General features: G+C 64.7%; 25 protein-coding genes. 16 read left to right on the forward strand and 9 right to left on the reverse strand.

Annotated features, from left to right (window positions below; translation table 11 throughout):
* The first annotated feature begins 1 nt into the window (after position 1).
* From SLQ33_RS24455 to SLQ33_RS24485, 7 genes are all read left to right on the forward strand, one after another.
* Positions 2-1519, forward strand: a complete 1518-nt coding sequence (locus tag SLQ33_RS24455) for an NAD(P)/FAD-dependent oxidoreductase (RefSeq protein WP_319456471.1) — start codon at positions 2-4, stop codon at positions 1517-1519.
* Positions 1516-2391, forward strand: coding sequence for an alpha/beta fold hydrolase (locus SLQ33_RS24460; RefSeq protein WP_319456472.1), 876 nt, complete (start codon positions 1516-1518; stop codon positions 2389-2391). Before SLQ33_RS24455 ends, SLQ33_RS24460 begins: the two co-directional genes overlap by 4 nt.
* Positions 2388-3497, forward strand: a complete 1110-nt coding sequence (locus tag SLQ33_RS24465) for a zinc-binding dehydrogenase (RefSeq protein WP_319456473.1) — start codon at positions 2388-2390, stop codon at positions 3495-3497. Before SLQ33_RS24460 ends, SLQ33_RS24465 begins: the two co-directional genes overlap by 4 nt.
* Positions 3494-4543: an NAD(P)-dependent alcohol dehydrogenase gene (locus SLQ33_RS24470; RefSeq protein WP_319456474.1), complete on the forward strand. Its 1050-nt coding sequence runs from the start codon at positions 3494-3496 to the stop codon at positions 4541-4543. The genes SLQ33_RS24465 and SLQ33_RS24470 overlap by 4 nt, the downstream gene beginning before the upstream one ends.
* 29 nt (positions 4544-4572) lie before the next feature.
* Positions 4573-5103, forward strand: coding sequence for a 2,4'-dihydroxyacetophenone dioxygenase family protein (locus SLQ33_RS24475; protein ID WP_319456475.1), 531 nt, complete (start codon positions 4573-4575; stop codon positions 5101-5103).
* A 31-nt stretch (positions 5104-5134) separates the two neighbouring features.
* Positions 5135-6199, forward strand: a complete 1065-nt coding sequence (locus SLQ33_RS24480; protein ID WP_319456476.1) for an alpha/beta hydrolase — start codon at positions 5135-5137, stop codon at positions 6197-6199.
* 96 nt (positions 6200-6295) lie between these two features.
* Positions 6296-6958, forward strand: coding sequence for a hypothetical protein (locus tag SLQ33_RS24485; RefSeq protein ID WP_319456477.1), 663 nt, complete (start codon positions 6296-6298; stop codon positions 6956-6958).
* A 135-nt stretch (positions 6959-7093) separates the two neighbouring features.
* On the opposite strand, the gene SLQ33_RS24490 is transcribed toward SLQ33_RS24485, so the two are convergent.
* The 4 genes from SLQ33_RS24490 to SLQ33_RS24505 all read right to left on the reverse strand — a co-directional run bounded on the left by SLQ33_RS24490 (position 7094) and on the right by SLQ33_RS24505 (position 10162).
* Positions 7094-7573, reverse strand: a complete 480-nt coding sequence (locus SLQ33_RS24490) for a DUF3237 domain-containing protein (RefSeq protein ID WP_319456478.1) — start codon at positions 7571-7573, stop codon at positions 7094-7096.
* A 50-nt stretch (positions 7574-7623) separates the two neighbouring features.
* Complete coding sequence (locus SLQ33_RS24495) at positions 7624-8610, reverse strand: quinone oxidoreductase (protein WP_319456479.1); 987 nt, start codon at positions 8608-8610, stop codon at positions 7624-7626.
* Positions 8607-9620: an NADP-dependent oxidoreductase gene (locus SLQ33_RS24500; protein ID WP_319456480.1), complete on the reverse strand. Its 1014-nt coding sequence runs from the start codon at positions 9618-9620 to the stop codon at positions 8607-8609. The genes SLQ33_RS24495 and SLQ33_RS24500 overlap by 4 nt, the downstream gene beginning before the upstream one ends.
* Before the next feature lie 86 nt (positions 9621-9706).
* Complete coding sequence (locus SLQ33_RS24505) at positions 9707-10162, reverse strand: DUF4345 domain-containing protein (RefSeq protein WP_319456580.1); 456 nt, start codon at positions 10160-10162, stop codon at positions 9707-9709.
* A 489-nt stretch (positions 10163-10651) separates the two neighbouring features.
* On the opposite strand from SLQ33_RS24505, the gene SLQ33_RS24510 reads away from it, so the two are divergent.
* Positions 10652-11476: an SDR family oxidoreductase gene (locus SLQ33_RS24510; protein WP_319456481.1), complete on the forward strand. Its 825-nt coding sequence runs from the start codon at positions 10652-10654 to the stop codon at positions 11474-11476.
* A gap of 23 nt (positions 11477-11499) precedes the next feature.
* On the opposite strand, the gene SLQ33_RS24515 is transcribed toward SLQ33_RS24510, so the two are convergent.
* Positions 11500-12105: a helix-turn-helix domain-containing protein gene (locus SLQ33_RS24515; protein WP_319456482.1), complete on the reverse strand. Its 606-nt coding sequence runs from the start codon at positions 12103-12105 to the stop codon at positions 11500-11502.
* A 93-nt stretch (positions 12106-12198) separates the two neighbouring features.
* Between SLQ33_RS24515 and SLQ33_RS24520 the strand changes: the two genes are divergently transcribed.
* From SLQ33_RS24520 to SLQ33_RS24535, 4 genes are all read left to right on the forward strand, one after another.
* Entirely contained in the window at positions 12199-13092 is an 894-nt protein-coding gene (locus SLQ33_RS24520) for an alpha/beta hydrolase (RefSeq protein ID WP_319456483.1), read from the forward strand.
* Between the two features lie 17 nt (positions 13093-13109).
* A complete protein-coding gene (locus SLQ33_RS24525) occupies positions 13110-13991 on the forward strand; it encodes an alpha/beta hydrolase (RefSeq protein ID WP_319456484.1) in 882 nt (293 codons plus the stop codon).
* Between the two features lie 80 nt (positions 13992-14071).
* Entirely contained in the window at positions 14072-14785 is a 714-nt protein-coding gene (locus tag SLQ33_RS24530; protein ID WP_319456485.1) for an SDR family oxidoreductase, read from the forward strand.
* A gap of 58 nt (positions 14786-14843) precedes the next feature.
* Positions 14844-15323: a nitroreductase family deazaflavin-dependent oxidoreductase gene (locus SLQ33_RS24535; RefSeq protein WP_319456486.1), complete on the forward strand. Its 480-nt coding sequence runs from the start codon at positions 14844-14846 to the stop codon at positions 15321-15323.
* 261 nt (positions 15324-15584) lie between these two features.
* On the opposite strand, the gene SLQ33_RS24540 is transcribed toward SLQ33_RS24535, so the two are convergent.
* Both SLQ33_RS24540 and SLQ33_RS24545 read right to left on the reverse strand, forming a co-directional pair.
* A complete protein-coding gene (locus SLQ33_RS24540; protein WP_319456487.1) occupies positions 15585-16181 on the reverse strand; it encodes a TetR/AcrR family transcriptional regulator in 597 nt (198 codons plus the stop codon).
* Positions 16182-16254: 73 nt separating this feature from the next.
* Positions 16255-18372: an Ig-like domain-containing protein gene (locus SLQ33_RS24545; RefSeq protein WP_319456488.1), complete on the reverse strand. Its 2118-nt coding sequence runs from the start codon at positions 18370-18372 to the stop codon at positions 16255-16257.
* 13 nt (positions 18373-18385) lie between these two features.
* Between SLQ33_RS24545 and SLQ33_RS24550 the strand changes: the two genes are divergently transcribed.
* The 3 genes from SLQ33_RS24550 to SLQ33_RS24560 all read left to right on the forward strand — a co-directional run bounded on the left by SLQ33_RS24550 (position 18386) and on the right by SLQ33_RS24560 (position 20406).
* Positions 18386-18652 (forward strand): hypothetical protein, encoded by a 267-nt coding sequence (locus SLQ33_RS24550; protein ID WP_319456489.1) that lies wholly within the window; start codon positions 18386-18388, stop codon positions 18650-18652.
* 21 nt (positions 18653-18673) lie between these two features.
* The gene (locus tag SLQ33_RS24555) at positions 18674-18955 is read left to right on the forward strand and encodes a hypothetical protein (protein WP_319456490.1); all 282 of its coding nucleotides are present in this window, start codon (positions 18674-18676) and stop codon (positions 18953-18955) included.
* Positions 18956-19239: 284 nt separating this feature from the next.
* Positions 19240-20406, forward strand: a complete 1167-nt coding sequence (locus SLQ33_RS24560; RefSeq protein ID WP_319456491.1) for an ROK family transcriptional regulator — start codon at positions 19240-19242, stop codon at positions 20404-20406.
* On the opposite strand, the gene SLQ33_RS24565 is transcribed toward SLQ33_RS24560, so the two are convergent.
* Together SLQ33_RS24565 and SLQ33_RS24570 are read right to left on the reverse strand one after the other, a co-directional pair.
* Positions 20403-20696 carry a DUF3017 domain-containing protein gene (locus SLQ33_RS24565; RefSeq protein ID WP_319456492.1) on the reverse strand — a complete coding sequence of 98 codons (294 nt, stop codon included), beginning with the start codon at positions 20694-20696 and terminating at the stop codon, positions 20403-20405. The two genes, SLQ33_RS24560 and SLQ33_RS24565, sit on opposite strands and share 4 nt — an antisense overlap.
* The gene (locus SLQ33_RS24570) at positions 20693-21550 is read right to left on the reverse strand and encodes a bifunctional methylenetetrahydrofolate dehydrogenase/methenyltetrahydrofolate cyclohydrolase (RefSeq protein WP_319456581.1); all 858 of its coding nucleotides are present in this window, start codon (positions 21548-21550) and stop codon (positions 20693-20695) included. The genes SLQ33_RS24565 and SLQ33_RS24570 overlap by 4 nt, the downstream gene beginning before the upstream one ends.
* Before the next feature lie 28 nt (positions 21551-21578).
* Between SLQ33_RS24570 and SLQ33_RS24575 the strand changes: the two genes are divergently transcribed.
* Positions 21579-22778 (forward strand): NADH:flavin oxidoreductase, encoded by a 1200-nt coding sequence (locus SLQ33_RS24575; protein ID WP_319456493.1) that lies wholly within the window; start codon positions 21579-21581, stop codon positions 22776-22778.
* Positions 22779-22819 lie beyond the last annotated feature (41 nt).

Genomic DNA, 22819 nt, shown 5'->3' on the forward strand with positions numbered 1-22819 from the left:
AATGCGCAGAACAACCACGCAGACAACGCAACTCGAGCACGTCGACGTGCTGATCGTCGGCGCCGGAATTGCCGGCATCGGTCTTGCCTGTCACCTGAGCAGGAAGCAGCCGGGCCGGACTTTCGCCGTCGTCGAGGCGCGCGACGCAATCGGTGGAACGTGGGACCTGTTCCGCTACCCGGGCATTCGGTCCGACGCCGATTTGTATACCTACGGCTTCGGGTTCAAGCCGTGGACCAGAGACAACGCGATCGCCGACGCCCACGAGATTCTCGACTACCTGCAGGAGACGATCGACGAGAACGACCTTGCCCGACACATCCACGTCGGACACAAGGTGCTTCGCGCGGACTTCTCACGTGAGCAGGCGCGCTGGACCGTCACCCTCGAGCGTGCCGGCGACGGCGAGCAGTTCAATGCCACCTGCGGCGTATTGGTGTCCGCTGCCGGCTATTTCGACTACGACCAGGGTTACACCCCCGACTTCGCGGGACGAGAAGACTTCCGCGGCGACATCGTCCACCCGCAGCAGTGGCCCGAGGATCTCGACTACGCCGGCAAGAAGGTCGTCGTCATCGGCAGTGGGGCCACGGCCGTGACGCTGCTGCCCGCTATGGCCGACACCGCCGGCCACGTCACGATGTTGCAGCGTTCACCCTCCTACGTCATACCGATTCCGCGTCAGGACCCGATTGCCAACAGGCTGCGCCGGCTGCTGCCGGACACCGCCGTGCACACGATCGCGCGCAAGCTCAACAGCGCTCGCACATATCTGATAGTCGCGCTCAGTCAGCGGTACCCCAAGTTGGTCAGGCGCCTGGTCCGCTGGATCAACACCCGCGCACTGCCCGAGGGATACGCGGTCGACACCCACTTCAATCCGCGATACAACCCGTGGGATCAGCGGATGTGCATGGTGCCTGACTCCGACATGTTCAAGGCCATCTCACGTGGCGCGGCGTCGGTGGTCACCGACCGCATCGTCCGGTTCACCGAGCGGGGGATCCTGCTCGAGTCGGGCGGCGAGCTCGACGCCGACATCGTCGTCACCGCAACGGGTCTGAAAATGGTGCCGTTCGGAAAGATCGACCTGCACGTCGACGGGCAGCCCATCGACGTTCACGAACACCTGATCTACAAGTCCATGATGCTCAGCGACATCCCCAATTTTGCCTTCATCATCGGCTACACGAACAATTCGTGGACCCTCAAGGTCGACCTGGTCGCCGATCATCTGTGCCGGCTGCTGGCCCACATGGATCGTCACGGGTATGAAACCGTCACACCGGTTGCCCACAACGAGATTGGCGCCCGGCGACCGTACATCGACATGGGATCGGGGTACCTCAGTCGGGCCATGCACCTGTTCCCCCAGCGTGGTTCGGACGTCCCGTGGGCGGCGGACCAGGACTACAAAGTCGACCGGGTGCAGCTGGGAGCGGTCGCCGATCCGGCCTTGAGGTTCACCGAGTCCATGATCGACTCGACTGCGACCTCCGCCGAGGTGGTCACCGTATGAGCGTTCCCAGCTTCATCTCGGTAAACGGACGACGCACCCGCGTCCGCATCGAGGGCGACTCTGCCAACCCGCCGATGCTGCTGCTGCACGGCGTCGGCCGCAGTCTTGAGGACTGGGCCCCTCAGTACCTACGCCTGGCCGACACCCATCGGGTGATCGCCCTCGACCTCCCCGGCTTCGGCTTTTCCGCCCGAGCAGACGAACCCACCACACTGAAGGTGCTGGCACGGGGGGTGCTCGAAACGCTCGACACGCTGGATGAGCGGCGACCAGTGCAGGTGATCGGCAACTCTCTCGGCGGAGCCGTCGCGCTGCAACTGCTCGTCCTCGATCCGGACCGGGTGGCCGGCCTCGTGCTGGCCAACAGCGCGGGCTTTGGTGCCGAAGTCGCACTCGTCCTGCGACTGCTGACAATTCCCGTCCTCGGGGACCTCGCAACTCGACGCACCACCCGCGCCAGCGCATTGTTCACCGAACGGATGCTCTACGACGACCCGGCACTGGCGACAACTGCACGCATCGAGCATGCCCTGGCCATCGCCGGCCAACCAGGCGCGGGCGCCGCGATGCACGAAATCTCCAGCGAACTAGTCACCCCGCGCGGCATCAAGCCGCGCTGGCGTGCCGACCTCCTCGCCGCGGCCGCAAAGCACCCCCGCCCCACTTTGATCATGTGGGGCGACCGTGACCGCATCCTGCCACCACATCATCTCGACTCCGCCCGCCGACTGCTCCCACACGCGCAGACGCATCTGTTCACGGGCATCGGTCACGCGCCGCAGCTCGAGTGCCCCGACGAGTTCGCCGACCGCGTCCACGCTTTCATCGCCGACACAGAGGCTCCCGCCGCGAACGCAAGGAGTCACCGATGACGATGACTGCAGTCGTCATGCGCAGAGGCAGGCTCGAGCTGATCGACGCGCCGATCCCACGGCCCCAATCGGGAGAAGTTCTGGTCAGGACACTCGCGACGGGAATCTGCGGGAGCGATCTACATGCCGTTTCGCACGGCGCCGAACTCGTGGCGGGTGTGCGGGCGGTCGCCGGGTTCGAGCTGTTCGATCTCGACGAGCCGATCGTCCTCGGCCACGAGTTCTGCGCTGAGGTAGTCGAATACGGACCCGGCTGTCGCGAGAAGTTTCCGCTGGGCAGCCGAGTGGTGTCGGTACCGATTCTTCTTCGGCCGCAACCGGTTCAGATCGGTTTCGGCGGTGTCGCCACACCCGGCGGATACGCCGAGTACATGGTGTTGTCAGAAGATCTCCTCATTCCGGTGCCCGACAACGTCGCCGACGACACCGCCGCGCTTGCCGAACCGCTGACCGTCGCGCTGCACGCCGTCAATCGGGGTGACCTCGGATCCGACGATGTGCCCATCGTTATCGGCTGCGGCCCCATCGGACTCGCAGTGATCGCGGTGCTCAAGATGCGCGGCATCGGCCCGATCATCGCTGCGGACTTCTCGCCGGCGCGGCGTTCGTTGGCGTCGGCCCTCGGCGCCGACATCGTGGTCGACCCGCGCGAGACGTCGCCGTACGACTCGTGGCAGTCGGTCGCGGCCGTGACGGACCCGGCGCGCTACGGCCGCCAGACCACGATGTTCCCGGAGTTCGCGTTCCGCCCGTCGGTGGTGTTCGAGTGCGTCGGCGTTCCCGGTGTCATTCAACAGATTCTGGCGGGTGCCGCCCCATGCTCCAAGGTCGTCGTCGCCGGCCTGTGCATGGAGCAGGACACCTTCCAACCCACGTTCGCCATCCTCAAGGAGATCGATCTGACCTTCTGCATCTCCTACACATTCGAGGAATACGAACAGTCGCTCGCGCACCTCGCCGCAGGCGAGCTGCGCGTCGATCCACTCATCACCAGTCGTATCAGCCTTGACGGCGTGCCCGCCGCGTTCGCCAGGCTGGCCGACCCGGAGTTGGACGCCAAGATCATCGTCACTCCGACAACCCGCAACACGAGAGGACTCACATGACCACCACGACTTCCGCATACGCCGCAACGTCGGCCACCGAGCCGCTGACCAAGACGACGATCACACGCCGCGCCGTCGGTCCGCACGATGTGGCCTTCGACATCCACTTCGCCGGCATCTGCCACACCGACATCCACATCGTCAAGGAAGAGTGGGGCCCAGCGCCCTACCCGGTGGTCCCGGGCCACGAAATCGCCGGTGTCGTCACCGAAGTCGGCCCCGAGGTGACCACGTACAAGGTCGGTGACCGCGTCGGCGTCGGCTGCTTCGTCGACTCCTGCCGGCAGTGCGCGAACTGCCAAGCCGGCCTCGAACAGCACTGCACCGGCAGCGGTATGGTCCTCACCTACGGCGGGGTCGGCACCGACGGCGAGCCCACCCAGGGCGGCTACAGCGGCACGATCGTCGTCGACGAGAACTACGTACTGCGCATCCCCGACAGCGTCCCGCTCGACGCCGCGGCACCGCTGCTGTGCGCCGGCGTCACGGTGTACTCACCGCTGCGACGCTGGAACGCCGGGCCGGGCAAGCGAATCGCGATCATCGGCCTGGGCGGGCTCGGCCACCTGGCCGTCAAATTCGCCAAGGCGATGGGCGCCGAGGTGACCGTGCTGAGCCAGTCGCTGAAGAAGATGGAAGACGGTCTGCGGCTGGGCGCCGACCACTATTACGCAACCAGCGACCCGGACACCTTCACCAAGCTCGCGGGCAGCTTCGACCTCGTCGTCAACACCGTCTCCGCCAAGTTGAACATGGGCGACTACCTGGGTCTGCTGGTTACCGGCGGCACCCTGGTGGAACTCGGCATGCCCGCACATCCGCTGGAGGTGCCGGCCTTTCCGCTCGCCGCTGGGCGCCTCAATGTGGCGGGTTCGCTCATGGGCGGAATCGCGGAGACCCAGGAGATGCTCGACTTCTGCGCCGAGCACGACGTGGCCGCCGAGATCGAGGTCATCGCACCGGATTACATCAACGAGGCGTATGAGCGCGTGCTGTCCAGCGACGTGCGCTACCGCTTCGTCATCGACACCTCGTCGCTGCGTTAAGGCAGACAAAGAAAGTAGTGAGGGAAACCATGACCATCGAATCGACCGCGAGCAAGGTGCCCGTCTTCTCGCTCCCGCAGACCGAACTGCTCACGCTCAACGTAAACGATGTACCGATCATGAAGGACGCCCTGGGGCCGGGGGTCAACTTTCAGCCACTGTTCCTCGACCCCGAGATCGGCGTGTGGTCGGTCCTGGGCACCTTCGCTCCCGGAGCGGAACTGCCCATCCATCTGCACACCGGTGGCGTGCACGGATACACGCTGAAGGGCAAGTGGATTTACCGCGAATACCCGGATCAGCCGCAGACCGCCGGCTCGTATCTGTATGAGCCGGCCTCGTCGGTGCACACGTTCTACGCACCTGCGACGAACACCGAGGACACCGTCGTGCTCTTCATCGTGAACGGCGCCAATGTCAGCTTCACCGATGACGGCCAGTTCCATTCGGTGCTCGACGCGCTCGCCGTCCAGAAGCTCACCGAACAATGCGCACAGGCCCAGGGACTGGACACCGTCAAGTACCTGACCGGCGGCACGGCGAAGTACACCGCCGAATAGCCCGACAATCCAACGCAACACGGAGGCGACGATGCCACTATCTGAATGGGAATCGCGGACGGTTCGAGCGAACGGGCAACGGATACACGTCCGGATCGCCGGTTCGTCGGGGCCGATGGTGTTGTTATGCCACGGATTCCCCGAGTCCTGGTACTCATGGCGACACCAGCTCGATGCATTGGCCTCGGCGGGCTTTCGCGCGGTCGCGATGGACATGCGGGGGTACGGTCGGTCCTCCAAGCCCGCCGAGGTTGCCGCCTACCGGATCACCGAGCTGGTCGCCGACTGTGTGGGCGTTGTCGAAGCGCTAGGTGAGCCCACCGCCGTGATCGTTGGCCATGACCTTGGGGCGCCGGTGGCGTGGACGGCGGCATGGACACGGCCTGATGTCTTCCGGGCAGTGGTGGGGCTGAGTGTGCCGTTCGGTGGGCGCGGGTTGGCGGCGGTGCCGGGCAGTCCCTTCGGCGAGCTACGACCCACTGTGGCGCACCGCCAACTGGCCGGCCCCGACATGTTGTTCTATCAGGATTACTTCTCGCTTCCCGGTGATATCGCGGCGCGCGAAGTGGAACAGGATCTGCGGAGCTGGCTGATCGCGGGGCTTTACAGCCTGTCCGCGGACCGGCCGCTGCCGCCAGAGCTTGCCGGGGTGGACCTAACGTCGTTGCCCGAGGACATGGTGCGCGAATTCGTCCGCAGCGCAATGTGTGTGCCGCAAGGGAGCACCTTCGCCAGCGTGCTCGAACGGCCGGAGAAGCTGCCGGGTTGGCTCGGCGAGGACGACCTGGAATTCTATGTGTCCGAGTTCGAACATGGCGGGCTGAATGCGCCGCTGAATTTCTACCGCAATGCCGACGTGGACTGGGAGGTGCTCGGCCAGTACCAAGACAAGCCGGTTACCGTGCCCGCCTTGTTCATCGGCGGTGACCGCGACGTCGTCACGATCTGGAGTCAGGAGGCCATCGCTCGGGCGGAAGAAGCGCTCACCGATCTGCGCGGGTCGATCATTCTGCGCAACTGTGGGCACTGGATCATGCAAGAACAGCCGGATGCGGTCAACAAGGAGCTCTTGGTATTCCTCCAAGACCTGTCGTGAAGCCGTCGTCGTTGACGAACAGCCTGGTAATCCCACTGCGGCAAGGCCGAGGATTAGCCTGTCGAGTCCACCCACCCGAGGGAAGCGGGCGACGCCATGGCGAATCGTGAGGTCGGCGCCGAACAAGCTGATAGTGAGCCAAGCCCTGCGGCAGTCGCGTTTGTGACCACCGAACATTTCACCCTGCAAGGTGCCCGCTCGTCGACGATCGCCGAGGCAACCGGTCGAGCGACGATGTTTATTGGCGCACTCAGCGGGAGCCTGGTTGCCCTCGGGCTGATCGCCACCGCCGCTGGCGTCCACACGACGTTCTACGCTTTCGCGCTCATCCTGTTGCCCACTCTGGCCGGTGTGGGGCTGGCGACATTCAACCGGACGCTGCAATCAGGTGTCGAGGACTTGGCCTACGCGATCCGGATCGCCCGGCTGCGCGGCTATTACTTTCAGCACGCGCCCGAACTGGTCGATCATCTGTTCAGCGTCCCGCCCGAGGAGCGGCTGCGCCTGCAGGGGATCGGGGGTGGGCGCTGGCAGAAATTCGTGACCATCGCGGCGATGGTCGGCCTCGTCACCGCCGTGCTGGCCGGCTCGGCGGCCGGGCTACTGGCAGCCATCGTCTTCAACCGCTTGCTCCTCCCGGCGCTCATCCCGGCGCTCATCGCCGGCCTCTCGATCGCCGCCGTCGTGTTCGCCGCACTGATCCGCTTCCAGGTCTCGACCTGGAAGCGGGCGGCAGCGCTCATGCTCGACGAGGAATGACGAACGCTCCACGGCCGGGCCTGATTCGGGCGCGCGGACGCGTCAGGCGCTGACGCCCTGCGGCAGGAGTGCGTCGCCGAGCATGCCCCAGTACTGCATCGCAGGCACCTGCGCACCTCCCGACATGTCCGCGGCTTACGTCACGCGGTAGATGCGTGCGTTCACACCCGAGTCGGGGGCGAACCGACCCTCGTAGATGAACACGTTGTGGTTGACCCAGGCGTATCGAGGGTCTCCCGTCTCCAGCGCAACCGCAGCTCGCATGTACTGATCCTCGAACTGAGTCCCGCCGCCGGTCCCGACCGCAGCCGCAACGGCCTCGTTCATCTCGACGTGCCCGGTGTATGACGCGTAAATGACTGCGCCGTCAGAGGTTTCGAACTGGGCGCGGGCATCCAGCCGGCCCCATCCGTCCGGACCGACCAGGAACCAGTCCCCACCTCCGGTCAACACGCGTCCTGAGACGCGCTCGCCGACCAGTTCGCCTTCGACGGTTTCGAAGAACATCCTCATTCCGTGCGGGCCGGGCCCGATCGCCACCGGTGCCTTTACCTTCGCGTTGAACTCGAACTCGAGCTCGAGCCCGACGCCAACCGCTGCGTCTGTACTGCTCATTGCTGACCGCTCCTTTTGGGGTTGATTGGCCGGGGGCCTATGCAGACTTGTTAGACATCCCAGGGCTGCAACACGACCTTGCCCGTGGTCTTGCGGCCTTCGAGGAGTCGATGGGCTTCTGCCGCCTGCGACAGCGGCAGCACCGTGCCGACCTGAAGCGACAGCGAACCGTCCGTGACATACCCGATGAGTTCCATCAGCGTGGACACCGTGAGCTCGAGATCGGTGGTGTAGGCCCCGATGTAGAACCCCGTCACCGTGTGATTGGGCACGGTGAGTCGCCAGGGGTCGATCGACGCCGACTCGCCACTGGACTGGCCGATGAACACCATTCGCCCAAAGGGCGCCAACGCGTCGAGCGCCTGGCCGGTCGTGTCACCGCCGGCCGTCTCTAGCACCACGTCCACGCCGCGTCCGTCGGTGAGCTCCCGAACCTGCTCGCTCCAACCTGGCGCCGTGTAGTCGACCGATGCATCTGCGCCGAGGCCTTCGGCCATGGCCCGCTTCTCAGGCGTACTTGCCGCGGCGATGACGTTGCCGGCCCCATAGAGCTTGGCGAGTTGGACTGCGAACGACCCGACCCCGCCGGCGGCGGCTTCGACGAGGACGCTCTCACCCTTCTGGAGCCGTGCAGCCTTGCGCAGTGCGAATGCTGCGGTCAGGCCGTGCCCCACCAGCGCGGCGGCGTTGATGGTGTCAATGCCATCGGGCAAGGGGATGACTGTCACCGCGGGCACGCTGATGTACTGCGCATATCCACCAACGCCGGGCGTCGCAAAGACGGGGTCTCCGACGTTCAACCACGTGACGCCTTCCCCGACGGCGGCAACGGTGCCCGACACTTCTCCCCCCAGCGTGAATGGTGGGGGTGACGGGTCCGGATAGTCATCGCCTCGTCGGCGCATCACGTCCGCAAAGTTCAGACCCACAGCCTCGACTCGGATCAGAACCTCACCGGCCGCGGGTGCTGGATCCGGTACGTCTTCGTAGACGAGAACCTCAGGCCCTCCGGTGCTGTGGAATCGCACTGCCTTCATGACTTGCTCCCTTTCACTGTGACAACGACCTTTCCCTTTGCGCGTCCAGACTCGACGTACGTCATGGCGTCATTGGTTGCTTCGAACGGAAATACCTTGTCCACCACCGGACGTATGACGCCCGAATTGATGAGAGTCGTGAGCTCTTGTAGCTGGTCACCGTTGGCTCTCATGAAGAGAAAGGAGAAGCGTGCCTTGAGCTTCTTTGCCCTTCTCCTAACCCCAAAGCTCAACACGCGCATCACTAGCTTCACGAACCACGGCGAGCCAATCTCCTTCGAAAAATCGGGATCGGGTGGACCAGAGATCGAGATGAGCGTCCCGCCGGGCCTCAAGATTCGAAGCGACTTCTTGAGCGTCGCGTTGTCTTGGCTGTGCAAGACCACGTCGTAGTCGTGCAGGATCGATTCGAAATCCTCGGTCTTGTAATCGATTACGACATCTGCACCCAGGCTCTTGACGAGGTCGAAACTGGCCGGGCTGCAGGTTGTGGCCACTGTTGCACCCAGGTGTTTGGCCAGCTGGATGGCAAGTGTTCCCACGCCGCCAGACCCCGCCTGGATGAAGACCCTTTGCCCCGCCTTGAGGCTCGCCAGCTCGATCAGCGCCTGCCACGCGGTCAAGCCGACCAGCGGGATGGAAGCCGCTTCCTCCATGGTGAGGTTCGTCGGCTTGTCCGCCACGTCACGTTCATTCATCGCGATGAAGTTCGCGAACGTGCCGATTCGGTCCTTGTCGGGCCTCGCGTACACCTCATCGCCGGGCTTGAATCGCTGCACTCGAGCTCCGACTTGCACGACGACGCCTGCCACGTCATTGCCCATGATGAGCGGCAAGCGGTAGGGCAGAATGAGTTTGAACTCGCCATCCCGGATTTTGGAGTCCAGGAGGTTCACGCCGGCCGCATACACCTCGACCAGGACATCGGTGTCTTGTAGCGGCGGCTCGGGCAATTCGGCCGCCCGAAGGGGGCTGCCCTTTCCGTAACGAGCGACGGTAAAAGCCTTCATTGAAGATTCGTCCTCTCATTCAGACCGGGTCGAGCCGACCGGCATGCGTCGCGTGTCACGCGACTCGGACAGCCGATTCGTCGGCTTCACCCGGTGACTCGGTTGACATTTGACGGCCCCGCGAACGCTCCATTGATCACCGAAATGTCGCTCGACGAGAGGCGCCTCTTCCAGACCAACAGAATCGATATTCCGACGGTCTCGAGCGCTATTGCCACCACTGACACGGGATGTGGTCGCCCGCTCTCTTGCCATGACCTGATTCGGGCTAGCCCGCCGACGAAGATGGTCGAGAGTGCGAAAGTCAGGCCCCGAGACTGCTCGACACTTCCGAGCTGAGACCAAATGACAGGCCCAACCGCGAGCTTGAATACGTTGGCATACCGAAGCGAACTGTCGACGGTGGGTACCACGTCTGGCGAACCGCCCGGGACGCCCTTGGCGCCGCGTGCGATTTCTCCCAACGCGCTGGCCATCGGTATCACTGCAAGCACCGCCAGTGTCCTCTGCAATGAGCGCCGGCTGCGACCACTTTCCTTCATCTGCACTGCCCTTTCTTTGACACATGTTGGCCGCGAACGGGTTTCGCAAACACAAAGCTGCAGAAGGCCATCATGTCGAGTCGGCCGCTGGTGACGGTTGCACGGTTTGCGCGGTACTCCATGTAGACCGATTGGTGTACTTCTCCATGCGAAGCTACACCTTCGTGCGTCCTCTGTAAACCAATCGGTATGCTTTTTGAACACGCGCCCGCCCGCAACACGATGCGCGACCGGCAATCGCGAGGGCGTCACCGACGCTGGCGTGCGCCTACGCCGCGAACGCGTGCGACGCCGAACTGCGCGCCAGAGTTGGAGTCGGACTCACGTTGTGCTGCAAGTCATTCAGCGGCGCATCGGCGCTCGGGCGCCGATCTTGATGGATTGCCGTAACCGCCAGTATTGACAGAGTACACTGATCGGTATACTTTCGTGAACTTACGAATCTGCTGCCCTGAAGGGGTGCGGCCTGCAAGCGAGAAGAGTGAGCACATGCCTTCTGTATTGGTTACCGGCGCCGGCCGAGGCATCGGCCTGGCGATCACCGAGCACATGAGCGAGCGCGGCTGGGACGTCTATGCCACGGCCCGGTCTGAATCTGCCCTGCACCGCCTGGACAAGTTGCCCAACGTGCACCCGATCGCACTCGATGTCACCGATCGCTCGGCCATCGCCACGCTTCCCGAGTACCTCCCTACCGCGCTCGACGGCGTGGTCAACAACGCCGGCATCATCGTGAACGGACCAGTCGAGGCATTGTCCATCGACGACCTGGGAACGCAACTCAACGTCAACGTCGTTGCCCAGATCGCGGTGACGCAAGCGGTGCTGCCCAAAATCCGCGAAGCCCGAGGGCGAGTGGTGTTCATCTCCTCGGTCAGCGGATTCATCACCACCCCGGGCACCGGTGCCTACAACGCATCGAAGTACGCGATCGAATCATTGGGCGATGCACTCCGGATGGAGCTGCGCCCGTGGCGGATTCCCGTCTCGCTCATCGAGCCCGGGCCGATCCGTACCGATATGTGGGGTGACGTGCTCGACGACTACGACCGGATGACCAAACAACTCAGTGAGGAGCACCGACGGCTTTACGCGTCACACCTCGCGGGGAGTCGGAAGTTGTTGGGACGTATGCAAAAACTTGCCGGCGATCCCAAGCGGGTCACCAAGGCGGTTGATCACGCACTGACTGCGCGACGTCCCAAGCGTCGCTACCTGTTGGACATCGCCAGTCGCGCGCAGAAGGCCGTCGTTGCCGTCACACCCACCGCGATCAACGACGCAGTCCTCGCAGCGGCCACCACGTCGAAGTAAGGATGTGTTGGGTGCCCGCCATGTCATGCCGGGCCCTTTAGCGCCCGGCCGATCAGAGCGTCGGCCGCTGCTCGGGCACGCGTCCATGGCGCGGGGTCGTTGAGCGAGGTGGACAGTGCGGATGCGCCCTCGTAGAGCAGCGCGATCTGGTTGCCCAGCATGTCGGGGTCTACTGCGCCAGCCTCTCGGGCCAACAGGGTGAGGCCCTCGACGTAGTCGCGCTTGTGCAGGTGCACGATGTGCTCGACTCCGGGCATGGACCCCGCCGCCTCCACGGCCGCGTTGTGAAAGGGACATCCCCGCATCCGGCCGTCGCCGGCATCGGAGAGTTCGAACAAGGCAAGCAGCCGCGCCCGTGGTGTCGAATCCGAGGCTCCCGACGAGGTGCCCTCAGCCTCGCCGGCCGCTCGCCGCAGCTGGCACAGATACTCTTCCACCAAGGCGGTCTTGCTCGGAAAATGCTGGTAAAGGGTCCGTTTGGATACTAACGCCGTGCTCGCGATCCGTCCGACACCGGTGGCATTGATGCCCTCGCTGTAGAACAGCTCAGCAGCTGCGTTCAAGATGCGCTGACGCGCGCCGCGGCCTCGGCGTCGGGTCGGCTCCTTCGTTTCGGTGAGCGATGTCATATCGATAGTATACCGATCGGTTTACAGGCCTGTGAGCCGCGTGCTACATTCAGTCGCGTAGAAGTACACCAATCGGTTTACAAAGGAGAAGTCATGGCATCCAAGCGACCAGCCCGCCACGTCCATCAGCACCCGGCCAGCGCTCGCTGGGATGGCACCTCGTATCAGAAGGCGCCGACCAAGTCGGTGTCCGTCGGCGGCACTCGATTCGCCTACCGGGAGCTAGGGCTGGGTGCCGGCGTACCGGTGATCTTCGTCAATCACCTGTACGGCAACCTGGACAACTGGGACCCCAGGGTCGTCGACGGCATCGCCGCGCACCACCGCGTGATCACCTTCGACAATCGCGGGATCGGCGCAACCGAGGGCAAGACCCCCGACACGGTCGAGGCGATGGCAAAGGACGCCGTGGCGTTCATCCGCGCACTGGGCTTCAGCCAGGTCGACCTCCTCGGATTTTCACTAGGCGGCTTCGTCTCGCAGGTGATCGCCCAACAGGAACCGGCACTGGTACGGAAGATCATCCTCGCCGGGACTGGGCCGGCCGGAGGCGAAGGCATCGTCAACGTGACGAAACTGAGCTACCTCGACACATTCCACGCCTACGCCACCTTCAAGGATCCCAAGGAGCTTCTGTTCTTCACCAGAACGGCCAAGGGCAAGTCCGAGGCCATGGCGTTCATCAAGCGCTTGAAGGAGCGCACCGTCGATCGGGACAAGGCCGTCACCGCGCGCGCCTTCCAGACCCAACTCAAGGCGATCCACACGTGGGGTCTCGAGCGACCAGCCGACTTGTCACGCATCCAACATCACGTCCTGGTGGCCAACGGCGATGACGATCGCATGGTGCCGACGAGCAACACCTACGACCTGGCTCGGCGCCTTCCGAACGCGACGCTCCGGATCTACCCGGACGCTGGACACGGCGGCATCTTCCAATTCCACCAGCGGTTCGTTCCCGAGGCGCTCGAGTTCCTGGGATCGTGAACTCAGCAGCGACGAGTATGTTTCGCGGATTCACGGTCCAGGATGTCGACGTCGGCGGCGTGCGCATCCACGCACGCGTCGGCGGCGAGGGCCCACCAGTGCTCCTGCTGCATGGCTATCCACAGACGCATGTGATCTGGTGCCATGTGGCACAGGCATTGGCCCAGGCGCACACCGTCGTCGCCTCGGATCTGAGAGGTTACGGCGACTCGGGCAAGCCAGCCTCGGAAGCCGACCATTCGTCGTACAGCAAGCGCGCAATGGCCGCCGACCAGGTCGGGCTGATGACAGCCTTGGGGCACGAGCGCTTCGCGATCGTCGGCCACGACCGCGGCGCCCGCGTCGCACACCGACTCTGCCTCGACCACGCCGAACGGGTCGAACGCGCTGCAGTCCTCGACATCGTTCCGACCCGACACGTGTTCGCGAACGTGGATCGCGCCCTCGCCACCTTCTACGACCACTGGTTCTTCCTCGCGGAGCAACCGGACATGCCGGAGGTGCTCATCGGCGGCGCGCCGGAGTATTTCCTGCGGCGAAAGCTCGACCAATGGTCCGGCCCGCATGCGATGTTCGACGTGGAAGCGGTGTCGGAGTACGTGCGCTGCTTCAGCGATCCCGAGACGATCCGAGCGAGTTGTGAGGACTATCGCGCCGCCGCGTCCATTGATCTCGAGCACGACGACGCGGACGCCACGGCAGGCCGGCGCGTCACTTGCCCGCTCCTCGTCCTCTGGGGCGAACGGGGGTTCGTCGGAGCCAACTATGACGTGCTCAGGGTATGGCGCCACTACGCCGACGACGTTGGCGGGCGAGGTTTGGACTGCGGGCATTTCGTCCCGGAGGAAGCACCTGAGCAGACGGTCGCCGCGTTGCGCGAGTTCCTCGCCCAGTCATGACGGCCGGTTGTAGAAGCCAACCGATCGGTGTACCTTATTCGGAAGTAAACCGATCGGTATATATCACTGAGGAGGATGCAATGACTTCGCTTGCCGGCCAGACCGTGCTCGTCACTGGAGCCAACCGTGGGATGGGCCACGAATACATCGGCCAGCTGCTCGACCGGGGAGTGGCGAAAGTCTATGCCGCCACCCGCGACTCAGGGACCATCGACACCACGGACCCGCGGGTGATCCCGCTGCAGCTCGACGTCACCGACACAGCATCCGTCGCGAAGGCAGCCGAGGTTGCCTCCGACGTCAGCGTGCTGATCAACAACGCCGGCATCTCTCGCGCGACCTCGGTCCTCGACCCCGACACCTCCAACCTGCGCGCGGAGCTGGAGACGAACCTGTTCGGTCCACTCGCAATGGCATCCACATTCGCCGGTCGGATCGCCGAAAGGTCCGGTGCCATCGTCAACGTCGCGTCCATCCTCGCGTGGATGCCCGTCGGGGCCAGCTACGGCGTGTCGAAGGCGGCGATGTGGAACGCCACCGATTCGATGCGTACCGAACTCGGGCCTCGCGGCGTGCAGGTCGTGGGCGTCTACTTTGGTTTGGTCGACACCGACATGGCGAAGTTCACCGACTACCCCAAGTCCGATCCCGCCGATATCGTCCGCCAGGTCCTCGACGGCATCGAGTCCGGTGCCGACGAAGTGCTGGCCGACAACATGACCCGCGGCGTACGCGCCGAGCTGGGCAAGCCGATTCATGCGCGTACCGGCGGTATGTCGCGGGCCGACTTCTGACGGCTGGGCCCGCGATTCATTCGATGCAGCCCACCCCCTCCAGGAGGAACTCCGAAACATGACGACACCAAAACCCCCCAAGCAGTTGAACTCTCGGTCGACATTGGTGATCACCCGCCATCTGAGCAGGGCACATACCTTCGTCTATCGCATCACCCGAGGACGACTCGGCGGGAATCTGCGCGTCGGCGCCGGCTTCCGTAAGCCGGCCCCCACCCTGCTACTCGAACACCGAGGCCGCAAATCCGGCAAGCAATTCACCACACCACTGCTGTACATCACCGACGGCCCCAATGTCATCATCGTCGCCTCCGCCGCCGGACGCGACGAACACCCCCAGTGGTACCGCAACCTGCTGGCCCACCCCGACACCCACGTCGAGATCGGAGCCGATCGCCGCGCCGTCACCGCGGCCCAGGCCGACCCCGACGAAAGGGCGCGCCTCTGGCCCCTACTGGTCAACGCCTACGCCGACTTCGACTCCTACCAAACCTGGACCGACCGCGAAATCCCAGTGATCGTTCTTCAGCCGCGCTAGCGAGCGTCACGATGCACCGGTGTCGGCGAGCGATCACCGTCCGTCATCGCCAAGCCGGTGCCACACGTGGATACTCCGAAGCGGAATCAACAGGAGGCCACATGCACGTCGATGGCACGCCGCGTGGCTGACACGCACCAGCCGCCCCGATCCTCGAACGCGACATCTTCGGTCAGTACGCCAGCAGTTCATTCCCGTTGTGGGCGAGGCACTTACCGCTCGTGCGAGGACGTGAACCGTTACGCGGACCCGTTGCCACCATCATTCGCTCACCGCTTGGTCGATGAGCGTCGTGGCCGCCTTCCGCGCGTGGGTCCAACAAGCGGGGTCGTCGAGGGAGGTCGACAGCGCGGCCGCACCTTCGTAGAGAAGCGCCAGCTGGTTGCCCAGCAGTGTGGGGTTGTTGGCACCGGCCTGCCTGGCTAGTTTGATCAGGCCCTTGATGTAGCCGCGCTTGTGTTCATGGACGATGTCTTGAATTTCGGGCATGGCCTCGGCTGCCTCGACGGCGGCGTTGTGAAAGGGACAGCCGCGCATCGGCCCGCCCGGCGACGGGGTTTCGAACAGGGCCAATATGCGCTCGCGGGGCGTGCGGTTCGCGACGTCAGCACCGGGCCGGATCGGATCGCCAACGCCCTGCTGGATACAACGAAGATACTGCTCGACGACGGCCGTCTTGCTAGGGAAGTGCTGGTAAAGAGTCCGTTTGGACACCGACGCTTCGCTAGCGAGCCGCTCGACACCTGTGGCGTTGATGCCCTCGCGGTAGAACAGGTCAGTGGCCGTGTCGAGGATGCGCTGCCGTGCGCCGCGGCCGCCGCGTCCCTTCGTGGCCCGTGCCTCACGCTGGGTGGTCATGGGTCAAGGATACCGATGGGTTTACACCCTGCGCATGTGACGCCGACACTGCAACAACTTGCCCTACCGTCGACTACACATCCGCCAGATCGGCGGCTACGCGGGCAGGGTCCAGCAGGACCAGCGTGTCGCCATCGAGGGTGGATTGGATCTGGGAGCCGGCGGTTGTCGGGGTTATCGTTCGCGTCAACTTGTTGATGGTGGCATCCCCGGTCAGGGAACCGGTGTGGGTTCCCGTGACAGTGATGTCGGCGACGTAGTGGATGGTGTTCTGGGCAGCGCTTTGGTCGGTGGATTCGGTGCCATTGAGAATCATGCCTTCGCCGTTGACGTAGTCGGTGTACTGGACGGTGCGAATGACGTGACCCGTAGTCACGTTGGTCGTCTCGGCGACCAACGCGGTGCCGCCTCCGGCGCCGGTATACGTTCCAGTTGGAAGCAATTGCACCTGCTTGGGTGTGTTGGTGGCCAGCGTCGGGAAGCTTGACGACAGGGCCGGAGTCGACTTGTCCGCTGCGGCCCCAACGCTGGTGGTGTACTTCAGCTTGGCGACGACCAGCCGTGACCGCTGACCTGTCGGGTCGGTACTGTCGGCCTCCCAGAACGCGACCGCGGTGCCGTCGGCATTCCAGCTGGGCATGCTTCGGGCGGTCCAGTTGTCGCCCTCGTCCGCGGGGGTATTGGGGTCGTCGCTGACGAAAAGTGGAATTCCGTTCTCGCCGTTGAGGTCATCGTCGACGGCGACCAGCCACGGTTGATTCGAGACATTAGTGGCATTCGACGAACCGGCATAGACCGTGTATACCGACCCTTGGATCAACAGCGGAAGGAACGCCGGCCTTACGATCCTCGTCACCGGCGTAAGCGCGTCCAAGCCGCGCGTGCTATCGATCGCGAGCCACTGATTGTTGGGCGACAGGTCGACGTCTTCGTCGTAGTCGAGGTTGCCGGTCAGGCGGGTCACCTGTCCGGTAGCGATGTCGACGACGACGTCGTCGACGTTGCCCGACTCATAGAGCCCACCGAGGATGATCACGCCCTTGCCGTCGTGTGTCCATTGCTTGTCCTCACCGACCGGGAAGACCACCCGCGCATCCGTGATGTTGTAGACCTTGTTGCCGCTCCCGTCGACGCCGGCGGTCAACGTGCCCACGATCGGGACGGCCGTGATGAAGCCGGGTGGGTCCGAGGGATTCGGAACCAGTTGAATTTGGCTGAACAGCACGTGCGTCCCGTCCGGGGAGATCCTCATTTCCCGTTGAACGTCGGTGGCAATGACCCCCGGCTTTCCTGGCGGCGTGAGCACGCGGACGAGTCGTGTCCCGTTGGCATCGCTTTCGTAGACGACGTGGGTGTACGCCCCGTTTCCTGGGTCTACGGACTGGAACAGAATCCGCCCGGAGCCGTCCTCGAAGGGAACCGGCTTGAACAGGTTTCTAGGTGCGGTGGTGCCCGCGCGAAGAGGGGTGGGGTCGACAACGCCGCAGGTCACGCACGTCAGGCCGGTGCCGTCGACATTGACGTGATAGATCTCCCGGCGAGCGCCGGCCGCCGCGCCCGGCGGGGTGGCGCTGAACAGGAGGGACTGTCCGTCGGCGGAGAAACGTGGAATGGCCGCGTTGGTGAAACCAGCGGGTAGGTTCACGATCACGCGCTCGGCCGTGGGGTTGAGCACGGTCAGCCCGATGCTTGCCTGGTCACTGTGCGGCATTCCGAACAGGCTGAGCAGGTTGGCCTTACCGTCGCTGGCCGAGACGGTGAACGAATCCGTCTGTGCGGCAGTGTAGTTGATGTCATCGGGGATGTAGGTGAAGTTGCCGGTGGCCTGGTCGATCGTCAGACTGCCGTGCTGCGGCCCTTGCGTGACCGTGTAGGTCAAGGCATCGCCCTCGGCGTCGGTGGCACCGAGGTTGCCGGTGACGGTCTGCCCGGTCTGCAGCGTCGTGGTCGGGTTGTACGCGATGGTCGGGGCCTGGTTGAAGAAGTTGCGTCGAACCCAGGCCAGCACCGCCCAGATCGCGGGCGTCACGGGTTCGGGCGTGTTGGGAGCCGGTGCGAGGAACGGATTGAGCAGGTTGGTGACGATGCCGTTGAGGAATCCCACAACGCCGATAGCGGGCGCGGCGACTTGAGCGGCCGGGCCGACTGGTGCGACAGCCGCGGCAGCCTCGGCGACCGTCTGGGTCGCCACTTCACTGCTTACGGTGTTGACCTTCAACGCTTGCGCGGTCGGCGCCGCACTCGACTCGGTGTCCTTCGCGGACGGTTGCGCGGCGGTCGCGGCGGCCACCACACCGGGCGAGGGCAGTGTGTTGGTCGCGGCGGTGACCGTGGCAGAGTGCGTCGAATTCGATTCGTTCTTGGCCGGAGTCGACGTCGGCTGCTCGGGCTCCGGCGCTGATGTCGCGGGCGGCGTGCTCGACGCAGTGGGTTCGGGCACCCCGACGGGCACCGTGGGTTCGCTCGACTGAGGTGGCGGCTCAACGCCGCTGGTGCTCGTCGACGAACTCGGTTCCGTGGTGCTGGTATGCGCACCGCCGCTGCTGCTGACGGTCACACCGGGCGCTACCTCGGCACTCGACGACGTCGCACCCGACGGCTTCGTCTCACCGGTCGCCGTCGTCCCGCTACCGGTCGTCGTCGAAGTGGACGAGGTGGAGGATCCCGCAGTCGACGTGCCCGCGGGTTCACTGGACGTCGTATTGCTCGACGCCGAACTCGTCGACGACGAATCCGAGGACGCGCCGGTGGTGTCGGCCCCGGCCACTCCGTAGCCCGTCGCCACCGCGGTCACCAGCCACGCCGCCACCGCCATCCCACCGTATCCACCAAGTTTTGAGGCACTTTGGGCCGCACTTCGAGATGACGCGGTGCTCGCCGAAGAGGGCGAAGCGAACAGAGGATTGACGCGTGGATGGGTACCGGTCATGGGTCGGCTCCGATGCCTTGAGGACTGTTGCCATATTTAATTCATGTGACGAACTTAATAGCAGTTTATGATCGATGGCGTCAAGGAGGTCTACTGAAGCGATCAGAGCCGGCGGGGCGGGGAACACAGGTGCTGCGCCTGCTGCATCGCCAGCGAGTGGTGCACCTGTTGCGGACCTCCGGTCCGCTGGCGAGGGCTGACCTGGCCGACAGGCTCGGCCTGGCTCGCTCGTCGATCACGGCAATCGTCGGTGAGCTACTCGATGAGGGAACACTCGTCGAATTGGATTCCCGTGTTGAGGGTCCGGGTTATCGTGGCCGCCCGCGCACCCTGCTCGGCTGCAACCCTCAGGCGCAACGAGTACTCGGTATCCAGATCGACGGACGCCGCGCTCGCGTCATCGTGGCCGATGCCACGGGGACCGTCTCCCACGAGGGCGAGACGCCCACCGATGGAAGAAACCCGGCGTCGGTCATTCGCTCGATCATCCGCATAGCCAAGCAGTTGATGAACGACTCGACCGGCGGTCCCGTTGCCGCGGCTGGCGTCTGCATACCCGGGTTCGTCGACGGCCCTACCGGGGTCGTCGTCGAGTCCCCGGAACTCGGCTGGGCGAAAGTCGAACTGGGCCGGTCGATCTCACGGGCGCTAGGAATACCGACCGCCGTACAGGACACCACTCAGGCCATGACGCTCGCCGAAGCGATCGCCGGTGAAGCCCGATCAGCGCGGTCCGCGGTGGTACTCGATTACGGAGGACGCATCGGCGTCGGACTGATCATCGACGGACGACCGTACACCGGCGGGACGGGGATCGCCGGCGCAATCGGGCACGTGCCCGTCCTCGGCAGCCACGCCCCGTGCCAGTGCGGGCGCACCGGCTGCGTCGATGCACACATGTCCCTCGTCGCCATGCAGGCCGCTGCTCCGCAAACCGCAGGCATGTTGTATGAAGACGTCGATCTCGACGCGGTAGCGGAGGACACGCGACAAAACCCACACTCACAGAACATCATCCGGGATGTCATCGATCGGATGTCCCACACCGCCATGCTCATCGAGGCGCTGATCGATCCAGAACTACTCATCCTCGGTGGGCTCATCATGGAATTCGACGAACTCGCCGATGCCCTCGAAACACGCATCAACGAAATCAGACCACCCGACAGGCGAGGCCGCACCACCACCGTCCGGTCCCAGATCCGTCGTGATTCACCGATATCGGTCATCGTCGCGCTTCAACAACTCGACCCCGACATCGCGGAGATGTTGCGCACGCCGCCACTGCCGAACTAGCTGGTTCCCAACGGGTCGATGGTCCATGCGATGTAGAGCATGGCTGCACTGACCGACGCGGTGGTGGCGCAGTCGATGCCCCTGGATCGCACCACCAGCAGCCCGGCCCGGTCCTCGCTCATCGCCAGCCTCATCACGGCGGCGATGCCGACGCCGATGGCCATCACCAGGGCGCCTCGGCGCCAGTATCCTGCGACGACGAGTGCGAATGCGGCCAGCAACACCAACCCCACCGTCAGGATCGGCCACTGCCCGTGAAACACCTTGCGGGCGAACTCCTTCAGCGTCACGAGCGGACGAGTGCTTCTTCGAGTTCGACGACGTTGGTCAGCAGGAACGCGCGCGTCAAGGGGCCGACACCGCCCGGATTCGGCGATACGTGGCCCGCGACGTCCCACACGTCGGGCGCCACGTCACCGACGAGCTTGCCCGCGTCATCGCGGCTGACGCCCACGTCGACCACCGCCGCGCCCGGCTTCACCATGTCCGCGGTCACCATGTGCGGCACCCCGACGGCGGCAATCACGATGTCGGCCTGGCGCAGCAGCCCGGGAAGATCGCGAGTTCCGGTGTGGCACAACGTCACCGTGGCGTTCTCCGACCGCCGGGTCAGCAGCAGCCCCATCGGCCGCCCCACTGTCACGCCGCGCCCGATCACCACGACGTGCGCCCCGGCGATCGGGACCTCGAACCGCCGCAGCAGGTGCACGATGCCCCGCGGCGTGCACGGCAGCGGCGCGGGCTCGTTGAGCACCAGCCGGCCAAGGTTGGTGGGGTGCAGCCCGTCGGCGTCCTTGCCGGGGTTCACGCGCTCAAGCGCGGCATTCTCGTCGAGGTGCTTGGGCAACGGCAGCTGCACGATGTACCCCGTGCACTCCGCGTTGGCGTTGAGTTCGTCGATGGTCGCGTCGAGCGTGGCCTGGCTGACGTCGGCGGGCAGGTCACGCCGGATTGACGTGATGCCGACCTTCGCGCAGTCCGCGTGCTTGCCGCGCACGTAGGCGTGCGAACCGGGGTCGTCACCGACCAGGATCGTGCCGAGCCCAGGGGTCCGGCCCGCGGCCGTCAGCTTCGCGACCCGTTGGCTCAGGTCGGTGAAGATCTCGTCGCGCGTGGCCTTGCCGTCCAGAGTGATCGCTCCCACGGCAGTCATTGTGGCAGGCTCCCCTGATATGAACACTCAGCCCAAGGTGTTCACCGATGTGTTTGGCGCCGCCAAGCTCGGCCCGGTGACATTGCGCAACCGAATCATCAAGGCTGCGACGTTCGAGGCCGCCACCCCGGACGCGCTGGTCACCGACGACCTGATCACCTATCACCGGCTGCCCGCCGCGGGCGGCGTCGGCATGACGACCGTCGCCTACCTCGCGGTCTCGCCGGGCGGACGCACCGAGGGCAAGCAGATCTACTGGCGCCCCGAGGCCATCCCCGGACTGCGCACGCTGACCGACGCGATCCACGCCGAAGGCGCCGCGATAAGCGCGCAGATCGGCCACGCCGGCCCCGTCGCGAACGCCCGGTCGAACAAGGCCAAGGCGCTGGCGCCGGTGCGGTTCTTCAACCCGTTGAGCATGCGGTTCGCCAAGAAGGCCACCCATGACGACATCGACGACGTCGTCGCGGCGCACGCCAACGCCGCGCGCTTCGCCATCGAGGCGGGGTTCGACGCCGTCGAGGTCCACCTCGGTCACAACTACCTCGCGAGCGCCTTCCTCAGCCCGCTGATCAATCGCCGCAACGACGAGTTCGGTGGCTCCCTCGCCAATCGTGCCAAGGTCGCGCGCCGCACGGTGCTGGCCGTGCGGGAAGCCGTGAAGGACCAGATCGCCGTGACGGCGAAGCTCACGATGGCCGACGGCGTGCGCGGCGGCATCTCACTGGAGGAATCGCTGCAGACGGCGAAGTGGCTCGAGGAGGACGGCGGGCTCGACGCCATCGAGCTCACCGCGGGCAGTTCGTTGGTCAACCCGATGTATCTGTTCCGCGGAGACGCACCGATCAAGGAGTTCGCCGGGGCGTTCAAGCCGCCGCTGCGCTGGGGCATCCGCATGACCGGCAAGAAGTTCCTGCGCGAATATCCCTACCGCGAGGCGTTCCTGCTGGAGCAGGCCAAGCAGTTCCGCGCCGAGCTCACATTGCCGCTGATTCTGTTGGGCGGCATCACGAATCGCGAGACCATGGACCTGGCGATGGCCGAGGGATTCGACTTCGTCGCCATGGGGCGGGCACTGCTCGCCGAACCGGACCTGATCAATCGCATCAAGGACGACGGCGACGCGCACACCGTGCTATCGGCGTGCACGCACTGCAACAAGTGCATGCCCACGATCTACAGCCACACCCACTGCGTGGTGACCGGCTCGCCGGGTTAGCCCCAATACCGTTCAGTTAAGACTACAAGGGTGTAGTTTGT

The sequence above is a fragment of the Mycobacterium sp. RTGN6 genome (assembly GCF_033804605.1).
Classification (GTDB): Bacteria; Actinomycetota; Actinomycetes; order Mycobacteriales; family Mycobacteriaceae; genus Mycobacterium.